This is a genomic window from Bhargavaea sp. GQ12, from assembly GCF_059758705.1.
The window spans coordinates 36,118-53,176 of record NZ_JCAXEU010000009.1 but is presented as its reverse complement, the minus strand read 5'-3'; the positions used below and the strand labels follow the sequence as shown (position 1 = coordinate 53,176).

Sequence of the window (17,059 nt, the reverse complement as noted above, 5' to 3'; positions counted from 1 at the left end):
CTACCCTAATAAGAATGAGTACAGCACGTCGTCTCCTGTTCCGATAATCGTTCCGAGAGGCGCATCATAAAATCCGCCGAGCGGAAGCGACCGGATTCCCAGGTAATTCGCCACGAGCTGGATGTTCTGGCCGATATGCCCGGCTTCCTGCTGGACCAGCTTGTAGGAAATATCGGGATACTTGGCGGCAATCGAGTCCAGATCGGCCGTAAGGGCAATGGCAAACTGTGCGGTGGCCGCACTTTCCTTCTGGATATATGCCTGTTCGATCCGGCTCCACGGGACACTTTTCCGTCCGGCCAGGAGGCCCCGGTCCGCATCCACCTGGCAGACATTCCACCTTCCCAGGGATTCTTCCACCCTATTTTCATTGAACAGCAGATGAATCCGGACATAGTAGCGGGCACCTCCGGACGGATAGGCCCTTCCCTCTCGTTCATGGCCGATAAACGCAAGCTGGGTAAACCGGGCGATCAGCGGCAAGTCGATGGTCTGCTCGTTCGGAAACGGATAAGGCCAGGTATGCCGCTGCATCAGTGCATTCTCGAAGCCGTTTGTTCGATCAGGAACATAGTCCATCTGATGAAGGACTTCCCCCTCAACAGGCTCGGGAATCCGTTCGCTGTGCTTGTAAACCTGCATGCTCGTATAAACCGGATCATTGATTGTCAGGCGATGATAGTCCTGGTAAAGACGGTCGTAGCCGACTTTGAAATCCCAAAGCCTCATACCGCCGCGGCGCCCTTGGCCAAAAATATCCCCGACAGGAAATGCTCATTTTCAGGGGAGATGCCGAGCCGGTTGTTCAGCATATGGATGTGGGACACCATGAGGTAATGGACGTCTTCCTCACGGTACGTGTTTTGGATGTCGAGGATCCGTCGCATGGCGGATTCAAGGTCTGCAAGATAATCCCGATATACCTCCGGCACCTCGCTCCTGTACCGGTTCTTTTCCAGTCGCTTTTGGAGCGCGTTCCGGACAGCCTCATGCCGCGCATCCGCACCGAACGATTCCCAGACCCTGTGGTAAGCCGAGAAGAAATCCTCCTCCGAGCGGGTCATGCCGATCTTTTCCGCGATCATGAAGCTGTATTGCATCAGGTCGAACGCCACCACATACCGTTTCGGCCATTCAAGCGAATCTATGATCGTTTTGGCCATCTCCGACGATCTGTGGAACAGCTGCTCCGAGTGGCCCATGGCCTCCTGCCCTCCGTAGCGTTCCCACTCCGGCCCGTACGGGATATCCCGGATGCTGAAATTCGGATACACCTCCAGGTTGTTCACACCCTCCAGTTCGACGATCCGATTGTCATAGCTGACTTCCCTGAAGGGATGATCTGCATGGTCCTTTCCGAATGCCTCCAGCCGGTCTGACAGCAAGGCGTCAAACCGCTTTTTTCTGACGGGATCCTCAAACCGGCAGCGGAGCCGGATATGCGGACCTCCCTGCCAATAGCGGATAAAAAACCACTGATCCGGTGTTACCGCATCGATCACCCTGAACAGATGACCGCTGAGGAACTGGTCAATCAGCCCGAAATCATGAATAAACAAGTGTTTCGAATGCCACATGTCTCCCCCTCCTTCTATTTACTTAACGCCGCCGGGAACCTTGATCGTCACTGCCTGGTTCCGATCCGGGAACACGACGGCAGAGTAGCCGATGGCCATGTCGTCCGGAAGACTGGTTTTTCTTCTGACGTACGCGTCATCAACGTTTTTCAAGGGACGCACCGCACAATTTTCCCCGGCCATGGAAACAGAAATAAACTGCATCAGGCGGCCCATTTCCATGAACAATGGCGTGGCGTCCGCCATGATGTCCGTTTTACTAAACGCCATAAAGATCCAGAACTGAAACCCGAGAAAATTCGAGAACTCATGGTACTCCGATAGCAGCCGCTGATCCTCCCGCTCCCCTTCAAACGGACAGATGTGAATGAGTCGGCCTTCCTCCAGCCGGTAGTAACCCGGCGCAATCCCTCTGACATCGTTCACTGCGACCAATAGCTTGATGCCGGCCTCTTCCAGCACAGGAACTGCCCGCTCCATCAGGTCGTTAAGCGGATGCTGGTCCAGTGTCCGGTGGAAAAAGACGTCCCCTTCCCCTCTCTGGTCCGCCGTACGGTCTGTAAAATGCCTTTCCGTCAGGGAGGACAGCATCGCGTCCGGCACCGCCCCGAGTTCCCTGTCGGCACTGGCTTCTCCCGGACCGATGCGGAGAACCGCACGAGGGCGGATATGGATGCCGGACAGGTGATCCGTTTCTGAAGAACTGCCTGCCGGTGCATACCGGTACCCGCATCCCGCCTGCTGCAAGGCAAACTCCAGATTGAACAGGGCGTGGCCGGCGTTCAGGGCGGACAGCATCCGGGAGAACTCGCCGTAATACAGCTGCAATCTGCGGTCATCCGTCATGAGAACGGCCCGGTCTCCTGTCCCCTCCGCCGGACCGATGTCCACCACGCGGTCCCTGAACGGGTCATAGGCATGGATCCGCCCTTCCGTCATGATCAGGATTTTGATGGTCTTCATATTCCTTGCGCCCGGTATAAGCGGATGGAACGGATAGCGGCTCGCCAGGTCGACCCTGCGGACCTTCTCCGTGTATTCGTAGACCAGCCGCATCATCCGCACCTTCTGCGGCGCTGCCTGTGACGGCCGTCCCGCCCGGACAGCCGCTCCGATCCGGTCCGGATCCGGCGACACCTCCCCCCGGGCAAAGTGTTCAAACCGCCTGTCAGTAAAGGCGTCCAGATAAGCCGCATCCATCGTGCTCACCTCACGGGAAGGGGTGCGGGACACGCTTGAGCCATTCTTCGTCAAGATGCCCGCGCCCCTTCAGACGGATTGCCTTCTCCACACGGCTGCGGATGATCCTCCGGTTCTGGTGCCCGAACGTCATCGTCAGCATCTCCGGCACGATGTACTTCACATTGACAAAGCCGATCCGGTCGAGGTTCGGGTTTTTGGTGACCGCGCGGAATGCCTTCCCGGAAAGGCCTTTTACGATTTCGTGGAACCGGCCGATGACATCTTCATACCTTCCGCTAAAACGGGTATAAGACTCTTCCAGCTCTTCCATCGTATTTTGGTAGGGGGTGTTGAGCGCAAACCGCAGATAGGTCTCCGCCTCCCGGTTGGAATAAAGAAGGAGATGATCTTCAAGCCGGCTTACCGCCTCCGGATTGTCCAGAAGCATCGCCTTCCTCTCCAGATACTCCTGTTTCCGGAAAACATTCTGGAACACCGATATGGCCGTGGTCGCTTCGATCAGCGCCTTTTCAATCGCGTCTTCCAGATCAAATGAGGACGCCGCCGCGGTATAAAACGCCATATCCTCTTCCCCTGCGTCTTCCTTCTCCAGGAGCACCCAGATGGTCGGGATCTTCAGCTCCATCGAGATATCGAACAGATGGGCACGGATCCCTTTTTTCTGCAGGGCGACCAAATAGCTTTTCAGCGTCTTTGAGCGGATCGAGGATTCCCTGATGCGTACTGGCGGAATCTGCCCGTACCAGGTGCTGAGGAAGGCGTCCCGCTCAAACAGTTCCAGCATCGCAAACAGACTGGCTTCATTCACGGTCGACCCGAGCGCGCTGCCATTTGAACTGTCAAACAGATAGCGGGGCTCCCCGGACACATGATGGGAATCAAAGTAAATCATCTGTTCCGGAATCAGCTGCATTTCTCCGCTGATGAGTTCCTCGGCTTCCCGGTATCGGATCTGTTTTTCCGGGGTGTATGCCCCCATTTCCATCTCCGCCGATTCCATCACCCCGGTCAGAGTCAGCCCGATTCGCGGGTCTTCGCCTTCCCGCAGAACGGCGTCCGCCGGACCGTATGGAAAGGCCGTCGCATACCGCTCGAGGGACTCGAGGACCGACGTATGGCGTGACTTCCCATATGTATCGGTACGGCCGTACGACAGAAGAGATATGCCATTGTGATGCACTTCTGTCTCCACCATCGGCAGGCCATATGAGTCGCCCGACCGGCTTTCCCGGTTGACGATCGACAGGCGGCTGCCGCGGATCACTTTGTTATGACGGCGGAGGCGGGCCTTGACGTCTTCCCACCGGTGCTCACGGGGATCATCAGGATTGAACATCACCGAGGGCTTTTGGTGCTGCTCCGCTGCCGGGACATCTCCGGAACAGACCGGACAGTCTCCGCGCTTGTAGGTAGCCAGCATCGTGACTTCTTTTGTATTCCGGTTTATGGCGAACAGCCCGTCCGCTGTTTTCTCGTTTTGCAGCATCCATGCATAGGAGCTGATAAGCCGCTGCTCGATCATGTCCGGCTCCTTAGCATCCTCTCCGTTCAAATAATGATCTGCCAGTTCCATCTCTTCAATCCGGCTTTTCAGGCATGACAGGCAGAAGCTTCCGGATTGCCTGACGGGACCGATAAAAATGAACGGGTGGGTCGCAATGACCGGAAGATCCCCTTCCTTCAGATCCGCCGCGTCTTCCCATTGATCCAGTAGATTGACCATTATCCATTCACCTCCGCCAGTTGCTGTGCGTGCTCCGTGACTTTAAAACCTGCGGCCTCTGTACCGACGCCGTTTTCCCTTGCGCTTACATAGGTGTAGAGCGCGACCGGAATCTCGCTGATCTCCAGCGGCATCTTGAAAGCTGCCGTTATGTCCGCATCTTTGTCGTGAATACGGACAGTGTATCTGCCGGACAGAGGCCCGGTGATCGTCCAATCCAGATCCATCTCTTTTTCTTTGATCAATTGCCGGATGGTATCCGAATCCGGAGTTTCCACGGTAATTTCGGCTTTGCTCAAGGCTGCCGGCCTGTTGCCGTATGCCTGCCCGAGAATCTCCGGGAACGCCGTCCGGGATACGAAAGAGGCCAGGCGGCCGTAGTCCATGTCCGCGTAATAGAGGCTTCGGACCTTATCGGCACTGTCCGCATACTGGATGGTCAAAATCTGAAGCGGAAGCTGCCGGTAGTCGTCATACTCCGGGTTCCTGTTGACCGACAGGATCCGTGAACTGTACATGCCGATAAACCGCTCCACCTTGTTCAGCCCGGCGATCGGGTCTTCCCCGGCCGCCCTGAATTCTTCCGGAAGCCCGGCTGCCGGGTCATATAGCGTTTTCCGTCCGACTTCGAACTCTTCATTGATGGTAAATACCTCAGGCGCTTTTCCGATGATTGTCAGAATGACACTGTAGAACAGGAAAGGGGCGAGCAGTTCAGCCGAAACCGTCTCACTCCCGGCTTTCCCGGAACCGAGGTGACGGATCATCTGCCGATCTGCGCCTGCGACAGCCACTTCTCCTGCCGGATTCACCGCAACATTGATCGCCAGTGTCTGCCCGCCTGACAGGACGGTAATATCATTGTCCAGGTCTTTCCCCGCCATGCCGACCGCAAGGCCGCTTGCAAACAGCAGGTCACTTAGTGCCCCACCCGCGAAAAAGCCGGGAGAAACGGTGACCTTGGCTTCTGAAATTCCTTCAAGCGCACTTTCCACGCCGACCGCTTCCGTTTCCACCATCCGGAAGTAGGCCTTGTCCCTGTGCTGCAGAAGAAGCGTTTCCCCAATCTCATAAATGAGTCCCTGATTTTCCAGCAGGCTGACCAGTTTGCCGAAGTGAGGATAGCGCTCCGTGATTTTCTGCCTGTCCATCCCGTCGGCGAGCTCTCCCAGCATCCGGTGAATCTCCACATACACGGCTTCCGTCGCCCTGATGCTGAACTTTTTGGATTCACTTGTAAAAATGACGGTTCCATTATGGTAATGGAACCGGCAATTGGACCGATATTTCAGGATTGCCATCTGTTTCTCCTCCCTTAAACTTTTGCACGGCGGCTGACGAGCAGCACCGAGACAAAGACCAGCAATGTCAGGTACGCGAGCGAGATCGTGGTTTCGGTGTTCAGGACAAACAGTCCGTTCCATACGTCGATGAAGATGTGATTGATGTGATAGATCGGGTTGAGGTTTGCGATCCACTGTACAAACTGCGGCATTTGTGCGACCGGGACTGTGAAGTCTGCAGTGAACAGGACCACCTGGAAAATGACGATGGAGAAGACGAGGGCACTTTTCATCTCTTTAAAGAATGAGTAGATCGCGGACGAGATGGTGAGCAGTGCCGCAGTGATCAGAATAAATACGGCGTAGGCGGAGAAGAAATCTGCCAGGCTGATCTTCAGGCTGTACACCGCGATGCCGATGGATGTGATGAGCATGAAGCCGAGCGACGTGATGATGACCGACTTGATAATGTTCGACAGCAAGATGGTGCGCATATTGACCGGCGAGACGCTGATCCGCTTTTCGATTCCGAGCGAGCGGTTCATCACCTGGTCAAAGCCGAAAGCGAAGAACACGACGGAGAACGTGATCAGGATGATGAAGGACGGCGTATAGAACTGGACGTAGCTCAGGTCTCCGCCATACGTTTCCCCTCCGAACAGCTGCCCCATGAAGAGGTAGGTGGCCGGCGGGACGATCACTGTGAAGACGAGGTAGAAAATCTCCCGGAAGAACATGATGAGGTCATATTTCAGCTGGGTTGCAAGCATCGTCATCGTACTGCCTCCTTTTCACCGATCCGGTCCAGATAAAAATCATTGATGGAGGTATGCCCTGTTTTCGCCAGCAGGTTGGCCGGCGTATCAAACACGTTGGACTGCCCTTCGTGAATGAGCATCACCTTATCGCAATACCGTTCGACTTCGTCCATGTAGTGGGTGGAAAGCAAAATCGTCCCGTTGTGTTCCTTGTTGTGCCGGATGATGTTCTTCCAGAGCACATCCCTCATGTATGGATCCAGGCCGGTTGTCGGCTCATCCAGGATCACGAGTTTCGGGGAGCTCATGAACGCGATGGCAAGCGCCACGCGCTGCTTCCATCCGCCCGACAGCTTATCAAACGGTGTCTTCAGATGCTCCTGAAGCTCGAAATCCCGGATCGTCGCCTTGACGTCGGCTGATTTGCCGTAGTACGACCGGAACAATTCCAGCAGTTCCTTTACTCTCAGGTTTTTATAGAAGTTCGTCGGCTGGAGGACGATGGACAGGTCCTTTTTAAGTTCACGGACGCCCTTTGCCCCGAGTGATCCGACATCCTTACCGAACAGGTTGACCGTACCTTCATCGAAGTCCCGGATCATCATGAGGGTCTCGAGGAAAGTTGATTTCCCCGCTCCGTTTTTTCCGATGACCGCAATCACTTCACCCTGCTCCGCAGTGAAATCCAATCCTTTCAGCACCTGCTTGTTCCCGTATGCCTTTTTCAGGCCTTTGACGATGATGTTCGGCATGTGTTTCGCTCCTTTTCAAGTGAGTATTCGACGAGGAATTCATTTAGCGGAATCTCCGGATCCGGCAGCAATTCCTCGATATACGCGTTGTCTTTGAGCTCGTTGGCGAAGAACTTCAGCAACAGCGGGACGGATACGTCGAAGAACATCGGCTTTTCCACGACAAAGTCCCCTTCGTTGCGGAAGTACTTGAGGAAAAATCGTTTCGGCAGCGCTTTTTCCTCAAAGTATCGGTTCACCCGTGCATACAGCTCTTCCGGGTCGGCCGCTCCGTTCATCAGCTCCCGCAGCTCCTCCGTCTGCAGCTGCCACTTTCTCCGCGACAGGACGACATTGCCCATCGTCACCCGCGGCGCTTCCCGGTACGGTTTCAGAAGAGCCGTAATATCGAAGTTCATCCTGCCCGACTGGAACAGATGCAGCATGACGGACAGGATCCCCGGCAGAAAAATCGGCACGAGCGAGGATTTGTAGACGATCCGGCAAATCTTTCCGTCGCTGTCCAGGAACTCGATTTTTCGTGTGTTCGGGTTATACCGGACGGTGATGTCGCTGACCGGCTGGCCGCCGTCTTTGGAGAACTGCCGGTATCCGACTTCAAGCTTGGCCGTCTTCAGGTCTTTTCGGACATGGATGCCCCCGTTGAACCCGAAAAGCTCATCGATTTCATAGTAGTTCCGGTTGCGGAAAACCCGATTGATGTAGTCCGCATATTCACGGTTTTCCGCGGCTTCTCCGAAAAAGTCCTTGAAGCGTGAGATGAATTTTTCATGTCCGTCATACACGTCGTTGAGTACGACGGTATCCTTGTCTGCGTATTGGAGGAACAGTGAGCAGGAAATGTCGATATCGCGTCTGATGGCTGCCGGAATCCGCTCACTGTACGAACGGATCAGTTCTCCGGCGTCCACATCTCCGCCGCCGCTTTCTTCGATCAGCCGGCTGAACTCATCCAGGAACCCGTCCCGCAGATCATCGAGAATCCCGATTTCCTCGGCCGCTGCCTCCCTGTACCGGTACCTCTGGTTTTGGTAGTACGGATAGAAATGATGGATGTTCTTGAAAAACACCTGATTCAGCAGCCGGCTGTCCGTCAGTTTCTGCGGCGCGTCCCCATACTCTTCATGGAACAGGCGGCCGATTTCATACTGCACACGGACGTTGACATCGAACAGCAGGAGAAAGTCCCCGATCACTTTCATAAAGTCTTCCTCTACGATGGAGGAGACGAGATCCTGCCGGGTCTTTCCGAAAATGACGTCTTCATAGATCAGTTCCTTGCCGGACTGAGGATGCGCCTGCCTGATGAGTTCCCCGATCCGCTTCCAGTGGGCAATCCGGTCAAAGGCGCCTTTCTTTTCGAATGCCCTCAGCTCGGCATCCAATTCATCCAGTTGTCCAATCACGCCTTCCCCGATGCCGTAAGTGTCGAACAGGCGGCGGACAGACTGCAGGATGCCCCGGTTATTCGGGATATCGACCTGCTGCCTAAGCAGCTTCAGCTGGATCAGCTTGGCGAACAGGGCTTCCTCTTCCCCCCGGTACTCCGGAATCTGTCCGGCCTGTTCCGCGAAATCCCCGTATGTGAGAGTCTGCTTTTTCTGTTCCATCAGGTAGCCGATCAGGCCGGGATGGAGCGGATATTCCACGAATTTGTCGCTGGTCTCAAATACCTTTTGGGATTGGTTGACGCTATGCTGGCTGACATAGTAGACCTTGCCGTCCCGGACACCGAAGTTCTCCACCTTTACTGGAATCTTCCTGAGTGCGGCCTCATCTGTCCGAAGGAACTCATGGACGATTTTAAGGATGATGGAGTGGTTCATCTCGCAGAAGCTCGTGTTTTCAAAGGTTTCCTTTCCCTCACCGGCGAGTCCGGTCTTGGTCAGGTAGGAAAACGGACTCGTCTTCATGGAGCCCCGGACAAGCAGCTTGAGCAGGAAGAAATCGAGTTTTCTCAGTTTCTTGTTGTGGCCGGCATGATCTGTGTCCAGATATTTCTCCAGCTTTTCGTAGATCGTGTCATTAAAGAAGGCGATGGATTTCGCCAGATCTTCGTGGGCGGCATGCTCCTGCAGCGCTCCGCGGTTAGCTTCGGCAGCAGAGTGATACGCATTTTTGAACGCATCAACCGCTGTCTGATGGTGATTTTCACTTTCCAGATAGTCATGGATAACCTTCAGGGCCGCTTCCGGATGATTTTTCCCGAGGGCATTGGACAGCCGTTCGAGCCTTCGGTTGAACAGATCCCGCTTGAGGTTGAGCAGATCCGGATTTTTGGTTTCCGCGAACAGCTCTTCCAGCCTGATGACCGCCCGTTCCGAGGCCTCTTCTGCGTCCTGCCGGGTCTCTTCCACTGCATCATGCAGGGCGGGCAGCGGAGCGGATTGCTCCTGCATCTGTTCATACCAGGTTTTCGGGATGTCACTGCCCCTAAATAGCACAATCGGATTTTTCAGTACCTCGAAGTTCAAACCCCTATCTCCTCTCTCCACGTACGGGCGTTTTTTGTTTCGGTGTATCGGTATGCCATGTAGATGAACTGCTGTTTTTTCAGCGCGCTTACCTTCAGGAAGGGCAGGGAAAGATACAGAACATTGACGATGAACCGGTAGGCGGTGGCATCCATGTCTGCCAAAAACCCGGTCTGTCTGAAGTAACGGACAAACTGCTGATGAAAGTCATTTTGGAAGCCGGTATCCAGATCAGCCACCGACTTTCTGATGGTGTCCAGGTAACTTTCATCGAGATTCCGGTGGATCTCGGCCTTGTACGAGTCTGATATCTTTCCCCACACTTCCTTCCAGCGTTCAATGTGGGGATCGCCTTGCGCGTCAAGTGCGCCGATATCATGTTCGTGTGTCCGGAACCGCTTTTCAAAATCAGCTTCGGTATAAGGCAGGTTTTGCTTTTCCGACAGTTCCAGGAACCCCTGGACGTGAGAGATAAACGAAAAGTACCCTTTGTTTCTCCCCTCATCCCGATAAGTTTCCGATACGTGATGGAACAGCAGCGGCATGAGTGCCGGCATCGCTTCACCATCTTCGTGCAGCCGGAAAAACACTTCCTCCAGCACCGGCTGAAGTTCAAATCGCATCTGATGGATGATCCGGGTCAAAGCCGGGTTGTGGTAATCGAAGCGGTTCGCTTCCACCCTCACCGACCCGTGATCGGCCATCATTTCCGGAACGTCCTTCTTTTCCAGCACGGCAATCCGGTTCACCATCTTCCGGTATTGTTCCCGGACCTGCAGTTCATCATCAGGATTCAGCTGAATCGCCTCTGCTGCCTGCCTCACCCGGGAGGCAAACTGTTCGATGGCAACAGCTTCTGCCGAACCGTCGAAGGTCACCGCAAGATGCGGTCCGGATTCCCAGGATCGCGAGATGTAGTAAGGAACCCCGACATCCCGCGCCCTGAAAATGACAGTCCGGACAAATGCGGTATCCGTCGCCTTGCTGAAGTTGAAGATTTTCACGTCTTTCATGATATCCGCATCCTTCTTCATGATTTTGCCGGGGCCTGTTGCAGGCAGCCCTCAGCTATTCGTTCTGTTTTCCGCAGCTTTAGCAAGAACCGCAGCAGGAAGTGGAACCGCATGTCGACGTAGCGCTACAGGAAGTCGAGCCTGAACTTGCTGTTGTTTCAGGAATTGCGCTCACTTCGTCGAGGTCGAGGAAATCAACATCTACTTCAAATTCCTTTTTCGTTTGCTCTTCCGGTTTGTTGTTCATCTGAATCTCTCCTTTTTAGTTGGGTTTAATGGTTATGGGTTCGGTTTCAGCAGGATCCGCAGCAGGAAGTCGATCCGCAAGTCGATGTGGCTGAGCAGGATGTCGAGCCCGAGCTTGCCGTCGTTTCCGGAATTGCGCTTACTTCGTCCAGATCGAGGAAGTCCACATCTACTTCGAATTCTTTCTTTGCCTGTTCGTTTGTTTGGTTGTTCACTGGTTTGTTCATTGGTATCTCCCCTTTTGTTTGATGGTTGGTACAGCAGGTCTTTCCGACTTCTGTTGCTTGAAAAGCGTTCTGTTTCCCCCTTTCAATGAATGCAGGAAGTCCGATCAATCTCCCGCTTCCGCAATCCATTGAATGCTGAGCAGCGGCAGATCCGGATGATCCGGCCCGGCGGCGTCCAGATAGTCGGTCAGGTTCCCGTGAAGAGAAAGCACGGCGCTTAGCCCGTGTGCAAGATCCACACTCTTCCCCCGGAGCCTGACAGTCTCTTCTTCCGGGTGACTCCCGTTTTGGAAGTAACCGACGGCCAATGGCGCTTTCAGGCCGGACGGGCCCAGCTGATGCCTGATTCGGCGGACATCGATCCGGTCCGTCAGACGGAATGCATCCTGCCGGAAATCCGGAATGTAGACGCCCGGACCGGGCAGGCCTTCCACCACACTCTCCCGGAACAGGATGACACCGGGCGTGAGCTCACAGAACTCCCCCTCTTTCCGGCGGAACGCTTCGTACAGAATTTGTGCCAGCGTATTCACATGAAGCATCGGTTCTTCTGAATCCTGTGTAGCGGGCGCTTGATCACTCCGGAAAATCCGAAAAGGAATCAGCCACGTTTCATCCAGTTCCGGATGATGTCCGGCTGCCTTGTTCATCTGTTGTCACCTCCTTTCGGTGTAGCCCAATCGTACGGCGGTTTAAAAGTAAAGCTCAATAAGTAAAACAGGCACAAAAAAACAGCCGGTTAACCGGCTGAAAGCATGACGACTTTACTAAAATTCCTGGGTTGAATTGCGTCATGAATGTGTCGATAATTAACTGAATTTTACTTCTTCTCTTTAACGTTTCCTCTTGGTTACGATGAGGTTACAAAAAACAGGGAGGAATGTACGATGAAAAAAGCAAAAGATCTGGTTTTGGTTGCCGCAATGGTCCTGGTAATGGTTCTTCCTGGGATATCATCTATAGAAGTTGGTGACGGCAACAACGAAATTAGTCCCCTCGACAAAGGTGACCGCGGCGAACAGATTCTCTGATTCTGAGCCTTTGGGGGCGATATGGCTCAAATTTACCTTTTCCGACATAGCCGATTTTCATATAATAGGAGATAGGTAACCCATGAAGCTAAGCATTTCCGATCAATTCCTTCCATTGTGGAGGAATTTTTTTTTGTTCATCGAAACTGATACTTTAGTTCCTGATTCCATTTTTGGGAAGATATTATTAAGATGGCTTTGCAAAGAGGGGGGCAGAAAAATGGAAGTGGGAGAACGGTTAAGGCAAATCCGCATACATAAAGGATTTACACAGTCGGAATTGGTGGAAGGAATCTGTTCGGTCACTTACATCAGCCGGATCGAAGGCGGAAAAGTTAAGCCATCCGGGCGTTTTATCAGGGAAGTGGCCGACAAACTGGGCGTATTGCCTTCATTGATACTTGAATCGGACAATGAGCAGGCTGAACTGGAAGTCGGCAAGATCTATGACTCTTATAAACAGGGAACACCGCTTGATGATTCGACACAATCTTTCCTCGGGATGACCGCCCTTGAAAATCACTCGCCCAAAACTTTTTTCCAGATCTACACTATGTTGATTGAACATGCCTCTTCTCAGGAAAACCCGGCCATCCAGGCAGAAGAATATGTCCGGCGCTCTGAAAACCTTCTGCCTTCAGAACCTGAACCCCACGACCGTGACGTTGCACTCGACTACTACAGAGCACTGTCCCGTTTCTATTATTCCAAACAGCAATTTGAAAAAGCCTACCGTTACGAGAAAATCATCGAGAAGCATCTGGACGAAAACTGTCCCGGCATCGACCGCGCGAGAAATTACTTCAACCTCGCACTTACCCGCACACAGCTCGACGATGACGCAGATCTGGAACTCGCGTTTCATTACGGCAACCAGGCACTCGACATCTTCCGCCAGACGGATCATCAAAAAGGCGTGGCGGATTGCCTGACCACACTATCGATCATCGCCCACAGGATGGGGGAATTTGAAAACGCCCTTGAATACCTGGATGAATTGGATGACGAGGCGCTCGGCTACTTGTCTGTCTCCGACGACGAAACAGACGGTCATGCCAAACTCACCAAACGGGCTGTCATTGACTATAACTACGGCAGAATCTATCAGAAGATGGGAGATGCCGAGCAAGCCCTTGTCTATTTTGAAAAAAGCCTCGAACTGGATACACTCGCCCAAAACGAAAAATTCACCACTCCGGTTCTGACAAGACTCGCAGAACTCTACGCCGAACAGAAAAACTGGGAACGGACGGAGTATTACCTGAACCATGCTTTCGACGTTGCTGAACAGTACGACCTGCCGGGATCAAAAGTCCTGCTTCTGCATAAACAGGCACATCTGCACAAAGTGAAGGGTGACGAACCCGCATACGAGAAAGAAATGCAGAAAGCCATCCAGCTGGCATCCGACTGGAGTTTCACCGTTGACGTAAAAGAAATCAGCACAGAGCTGGCCGATCATTATTATGAAGTCAGGGCATACAAGATGGCCGCCAAGTATTACCGGCTTGCACTTGAAAGAGACTGATCCGTCCCAATCCTGGTCACGGGTCTTTTTGTTTGCACCCAAAAGCGCCAAGCCCCCGGGGGACTTGGCGCTTTTGGCCGTACAAGGTTATAGGAAGTTCTCCGCTGCAATCTCGACGATCAGCAGGAGCGTGACCAGGCGAAGGATCGGCTTAACAAAACGTGGATTGATCCTCTCCGCGATATGCACGCCGACCCGCGCGCCGGTCAGCGAGCCGAGCATGAGCGCAATGGCAACCGGCCAGATGATGTTGCCCGATGTGATATAGCCGATCGCCGCTCCGAACGCACTGGAGAACGTGGCGACACGGACAAATCCGATTGCCCGGATATAGGAAATGTTCAGGTGGCCGAACAGCTGCAGGAGAATCGTCGCCTGGCCGGGACCGAACAGGCCGTCATAAATGCCTACCCCGAACAGGCTCGGAACAGCGGTCCTGCTTGGCTTGAGCTTGGCATCCCCGCTGAAGTCCCCTTTCGAGAGGAAAGAGAAAATAAACGCCACGACCAGCAGCACCGATGCGACTGCCAGCATCGTCGCTTCGCTCAGCCCGTTTGCGATAAAACCGCCTGCTAACCCGCCCGAAAGCGATACCGGCATGATCCAGTACAGTTCCCTAAAAGATATTTTCTTCTTCAGGAGGACCGTCAGGAATGTCGAAAGCGAGCTGACAGTGTTGGAAATCTTGCTCGCCCCGACCGCGGCGTGGACCGGTATGCCGAGCAGGAGCATCGCAGGCAACGTGATCAGCCCGCCGCCTCCGGCAAGCGTCCCGATCGTCACCGCCACGAGCCCGATAAAAAACAGCCCGATGTATTCCATCACCGCACCTCCCTCTTTAGTTGGTAATATAAGTATACGACTAAATCATCGATAAGAAAATTAGATTGTTATTATTCATTAATATAAGTAACTCTTATCAAACGATTTGAGTCCGGCACCTTTTGGCATCCGTCTAATCATTGAAAAGGAGGTGAGCGCTTGGACATCATGGCACACAGTCAGGCTGAAACCGGCGCGGGGCACCGTGAACTGTTCAACAGCCTCGTCCGTCAGCATGCGGACGAGCTGAAACGGATTGCTTACATCTATGTCCACGACCGTGCAGAGTGCGAGGACATTGTCCAGGAAGTGTTTATCAGCTGCTACAAGAACCTGGGGAACTTCCGGCAGGAATCCGAATATAAAACCTGGCTGATCCGGATCACCATCAACAAGTGCAAAGACCATCATCGGAAATGGAGTTTCCGCAACCTGGTCTACAAGCCGGTCATCGGCCTGTTCAGAACCGGCCCTTCCGCCGAAGAAAAGCTGATGGGCCGGCATCACTCCCAGGAAATGATTGACCGGATCTCCGCGCTCCCCGCGAAATACAAGGAGATCCTAATCCTGTACTACTATCAGGAGATGGGCGTATCAGAGATCGCCGAGGTTCTGGAACTGAACGTCAGCACCGTCAAAACCCGGCTGCAGCGGGGCCGGGAGTCCCTGAAGCATTCACTGGAAAGGAGCGAGACGAATGGATCCGTTTGACCGCAGCGTTTCTTCGGAGCTGAAGAAGTCTGTGAACAGTGACATTCGGTTCACGGCACGTGAAGAAGAAAGGCTTTACCATTCCATCAATACGGAGAGAAAGCAGAAAGCCCGCCCGATCTATTGGGTGGTCGCAGCGGCTGCTACCGCACTGTTCCTCCTTCTCGGGGCTTCATTCCTGATGCCGGAACTGACTGAAGAGCCCTCGGCATCCCCCGAAACAGCCGCTCCGGACCCGGCCTCTCCGCCCACAGAGGTCAGTCCCGGGAAATCCACCGCCGTTCTGGCAGATGACGGGCTTTGGGAAGAACTTAAGAACGTTGAGCTGACTTCCCGTGAGATCAGCCGAAGCGAACGGGCGACCAGCTATGAATTCACCATTGTGAACCGTTCTTCTATCCGTCTGGTCGCCCTCCGGCTGTACGCGAGCTACGACCGGAACGATAACAATCAGATTCAGGGCAATCCATTCCGTGCTTCCCTGTTCTCCGACCGGGAACTGGCACCGGGAGAAACGTACTCTTTCACAACGAGCCTGCCATCTGCTGTTTTCCGCGAGGACAAGGTGAACCTGGCCGGCCTCACCCTCGACCTGGAAGGATACGCCGGGGTAATGAAGCCGGAGCGCTATTTCTCCATTGGCCGATCCGAAAGTGTTGCGGAATAAGTCCGCTCATGCAAAAGCACCCGTGACCTGAAAGGTCCCGGGTGCTTTGCTGATTATGAAAGAATGATCTCCCGCTCCCGTGCGGCAAGGCGCGCAATCTCTTCATTGGTACGCGTGAGCCGGTCGCGGAGTTCACGCAGCACTCGCTCAACATCAACGAGGACACGGTCCAGCTCGCCTTTCGCTTCCGTGATACGCGAGTGGACCATCCAGTCCGTGAACATGTTATCGAAGAAGAAGTCCGTAAAGTTCAGGAAATCTCCCTTGTTGACCGTCAGGCGGTGCTGGTCGAATTCCTCAACATCCGCAAGCTCTGACTGGAAACGGCGCAGCGCACGCTGTGCGCGGTGGATTTTGTCATCGGAGCTGTTGATGCTGGAGTACTTCATCGCCGTGACGATCATGCCGCCGCCAAGGAATGTATCCCACATCGACATTCCTTCCGCATTGCCGAGCTGGCTCATTGCGGACTGCAGCACCCGGCCTGCATCCTGGCCGGCATGGATCGCTTCCTCGATCTCCCGGCGGAGCGACTGGAGCATCGCCCGTTCATCGGCCACCTGCTGGAGCTTCTTGACTGCGGCCTCATCGTTGTTGCGCATCCACAGTTCCTTTTCCTGCAGAAACGCTTCCCAGTCGTCATCGAGGAACTCATAATCAGGACGGTTGAGCTCAGCTTTCAGCGCGGACGTTTCTTCTTCCAGGTCCATGAGCACTTTCTCGGCTTCATTGAACTTCAGCTCGGCTTCGGCTGCCTCGTTCAGTTCCTTTTCCATGATTTCATCCATCTTGCCGGTCAGCTGGCGGAACTTGTTGGCAAACGAAAACTGGCCCAGCCGAAGGACGTCCTGCTGCTCTTTCGTGAGGCGCGACTTTAGCCGGTCATGGTTACGCCTGGCCTCTGCGCGCTCTGTCTCTTTTGCTTCATACCGCTTTTTCATCCGGTCCCGCTCCGTCATACGCATCCGGAGCTCGGTCTGCCGGTCGTAGATTTCTTCCCTCATCAATCCAAGCACCCCCTGATTTACTTACGATTTTATCACT

At 53.9% G+C, this 17,059-nt stretch carries 18 protein-coding genes; 4 read left to right on the top strand and 14 right to left on the bottom strand.

The window, feature by feature from the left end:
• From AC6CHQ_RS09830 to AC6CHQ_RS09775, 12 genes are all read right to left on the bottom strand, one after another.
• Complete coding sequence (locus tag AC6CHQ_RS09830; RefSeq protein ID WP_092053452.1) at nucleotides 1–729, bottom strand: SagB/ThcOx family dehydrogenase; 729 nt, start codon at nucleotides 727–729, stop codon at nucleotides 1–3.
• Entirely contained in the window at nucleotides 726–1,577 is an 852-nt protein-coding gene (locus AC6CHQ_RS09825) for a thiopeptide-type bacteriocin biosynthesis protein (protein WP_092053455.1), read from the bottom strand. The genes AC6CHQ_RS09830 and AC6CHQ_RS09825 overlap by 4 nt, the downstream gene beginning before the upstream one ends.
• An 18-nt stretch (nucleotides 1,578–1,595) precedes the next feature.
• Nucleotides 1,596–2,831, bottom strand: coding sequence for a hypothetical protein (locus AC6CHQ_RS09820; protein WP_498081453.1), 1,236 nt, complete (start codon nucleotides 2,829–2,831; stop codon nucleotides 1,596–1,598).
• Complete coding sequence (locus AC6CHQ_RS09815; RefSeq protein WP_092053464.1) at nucleotides 2,788–4,503, bottom strand: YcaO-like family protein; 1,716 nt, start codon at nucleotides 4,501–4,503, stop codon at nucleotides 2,788–2,790. The genes AC6CHQ_RS09820 and AC6CHQ_RS09815 overlap by 44 nt, the downstream gene beginning before the upstream one ends.
• Nucleotides 4,503–5,804, bottom strand: a complete 1,302-nt coding sequence (locus AC6CHQ_RS09810) for a hypothetical protein (protein WP_092053470.1) — start codon at nucleotides 5,802–5,804, stop codon at nucleotides 4,503–4,505. The genes AC6CHQ_RS09815 and AC6CHQ_RS09810 overlap by 1 nt, the downstream gene beginning before the upstream one ends.
• Before the next feature lie 14 nt (nucleotides 5,805–5,818).
• The gene (locus AC6CHQ_RS09805; RefSeq protein WP_245744389.1) at nucleotides 5,819–6,562 is read right to left on the bottom strand and encodes an ABC transporter permease; all 744 of its coding nucleotides are present in this window, start codon (nucleotides 6,560–6,562) and stop codon (nucleotides 5,819–5,821) included.
• Nucleotides 6,559–7,296 (bottom strand): ABC transporter ATP-binding protein, encoded by a 738-nt coding sequence (locus AC6CHQ_RS09800; protein ID WP_092053472.1) that lies wholly within the window; start codon nucleotides 7,294–7,296, stop codon nucleotides 6,559–6,561. The genes AC6CHQ_RS09805 and AC6CHQ_RS09800 overlap by 4 nt, the downstream gene beginning before the upstream one ends.
• Nucleotides 7,269–9,770, bottom strand: coding sequence for a lanthionine biosynthesis protein (locus tag AC6CHQ_RS09795; RefSeq protein ID WP_498081452.1), 2,502 nt, complete (start codon nucleotides 9,768–9,770; stop codon nucleotides 7,269–7,271). Before AC6CHQ_RS09795 ends, AC6CHQ_RS09800 begins: the two co-directional genes overlap by 28 nt.
• A complete protein-coding gene (locus tag AC6CHQ_RS09790) occupies nucleotides 9,767–10,783 on the bottom strand; it encodes a hypothetical protein (protein WP_498081451.1) in 1,017 nt (338 codons plus the stop codon). Before AC6CHQ_RS09790 ends, AC6CHQ_RS09795 begins: the two co-directional genes overlap by 4 nt.
• A gap of 79 nt (nucleotides 10,784–10,862) precedes the next feature.
• Nucleotides 10,863–11,030: a thiazolylpeptide-type bacteriocin gene (locus AC6CHQ_RS09785; RefSeq protein ID WP_082818747.1), complete on the bottom strand. Its 168-nt coding sequence runs from the start codon at nucleotides 11,028–11,030 to the stop codon at nucleotides 10,863–10,865.
• Between the two features lie 46 nt (nucleotides 11,031–11,076).
• Nucleotides 11,077–11,256: a thiazolylpeptide-type bacteriocin gene (locus AC6CHQ_RS09780; RefSeq protein ID WP_157294729.1), complete on the bottom strand. Its 180-nt coding sequence runs from the start codon at nucleotides 11,254–11,256 to the stop codon at nucleotides 11,077–11,079.
• Between the two features lie 104 nt (nucleotides 11,257–11,360).
• Nucleotides 11,361–11,906 (bottom strand): hypothetical protein, encoded by a 546-nt coding sequence (locus AC6CHQ_RS09775; protein ID WP_498081450.1) that lies wholly within the window; start codon nucleotides 11,904–11,906, stop codon nucleotides 11,361–11,363.
• A gap of 237 nt (nucleotides 11,907–12,143) precedes the next feature.
• Here AC6CHQ_RS09775 and AC6CHQ_RS09770 point away from each other — a divergent pair, with 237 nt between their 5' ends.
• Both AC6CHQ_RS09770 and AC6CHQ_RS09765 read left to right on the top strand, forming a co-directional pair.
• A complete protein-coding gene (locus AC6CHQ_RS09770) occupies nucleotides 12,144–12,287 on the top strand; it encodes a hypothetical protein (RefSeq protein WP_498081449.1) in 144 nt (47 codons plus the stop codon).
• 220 nt (nucleotides 12,288–12,507) lie between these two features.
• Nucleotides 12,508–13,815 (top strand): helix-turn-helix domain-containing protein, encoded by a 1,308-nt coding sequence (locus tag AC6CHQ_RS09765; RefSeq protein ID WP_498081448.1) that lies wholly within the window; start codon nucleotides 12,508–12,510, stop codon nucleotides 13,813–13,815.
• An 87-nt stretch (nucleotides 13,816–13,902) separates the two neighbouring features.
• Here AC6CHQ_RS09765 and AC6CHQ_RS09760 read toward each other — a convergent pair whose 3' ends face one another.
• Nucleotides 13,903–14,637, bottom strand: a complete 735-nt coding sequence (locus AC6CHQ_RS09760; RefSeq protein WP_092053491.1) for a sulfite exporter TauE/SafE family protein — start codon at nucleotides 14,635–14,637, stop codon at nucleotides 13,903–13,905.
• A 168-nt stretch (nucleotides 14,638–14,805) separates the two neighbouring features.
• Between AC6CHQ_RS09760 and AC6CHQ_RS09755 the strand changes: the two genes are divergently transcribed.
• Both AC6CHQ_RS09755 and AC6CHQ_RS09750 read left to right on the top strand, forming a co-directional pair.
• Complete coding sequence (locus AC6CHQ_RS09755) at nucleotides 14,806–15,348, top strand: sigma-70 family RNA polymerase sigma factor (protein ID WP_245744404.1); 543 nt, start codon at nucleotides 14,806–14,808, stop codon at nucleotides 15,346–15,348.
• Entirely contained in the window at nucleotides 15,335–16,015 is a 681-nt protein-coding gene (locus AC6CHQ_RS09750; RefSeq protein ID WP_251240061.1) for a hypothetical protein, read from the top strand. The genes AC6CHQ_RS09755 and AC6CHQ_RS09750 overlap by 14 nt, the downstream gene beginning before the upstream one ends.
• Nucleotides 16,016–16,068: 53 nt before the next feature.
• Here AC6CHQ_RS09750 and AC6CHQ_RS09745 read toward each other — a convergent pair whose 3' ends face one another.
• Nucleotides 16,069–17,019 (bottom strand): hypothetical protein, encoded by a 951-nt coding sequence (locus tag AC6CHQ_RS09745; RefSeq protein WP_251240060.1) that lies wholly within the window; start codon nucleotides 17,017–17,019, stop codon nucleotides 16,069–16,071.
• Nucleotides 17,020–17,059 lie beyond the last annotated feature (40 nt).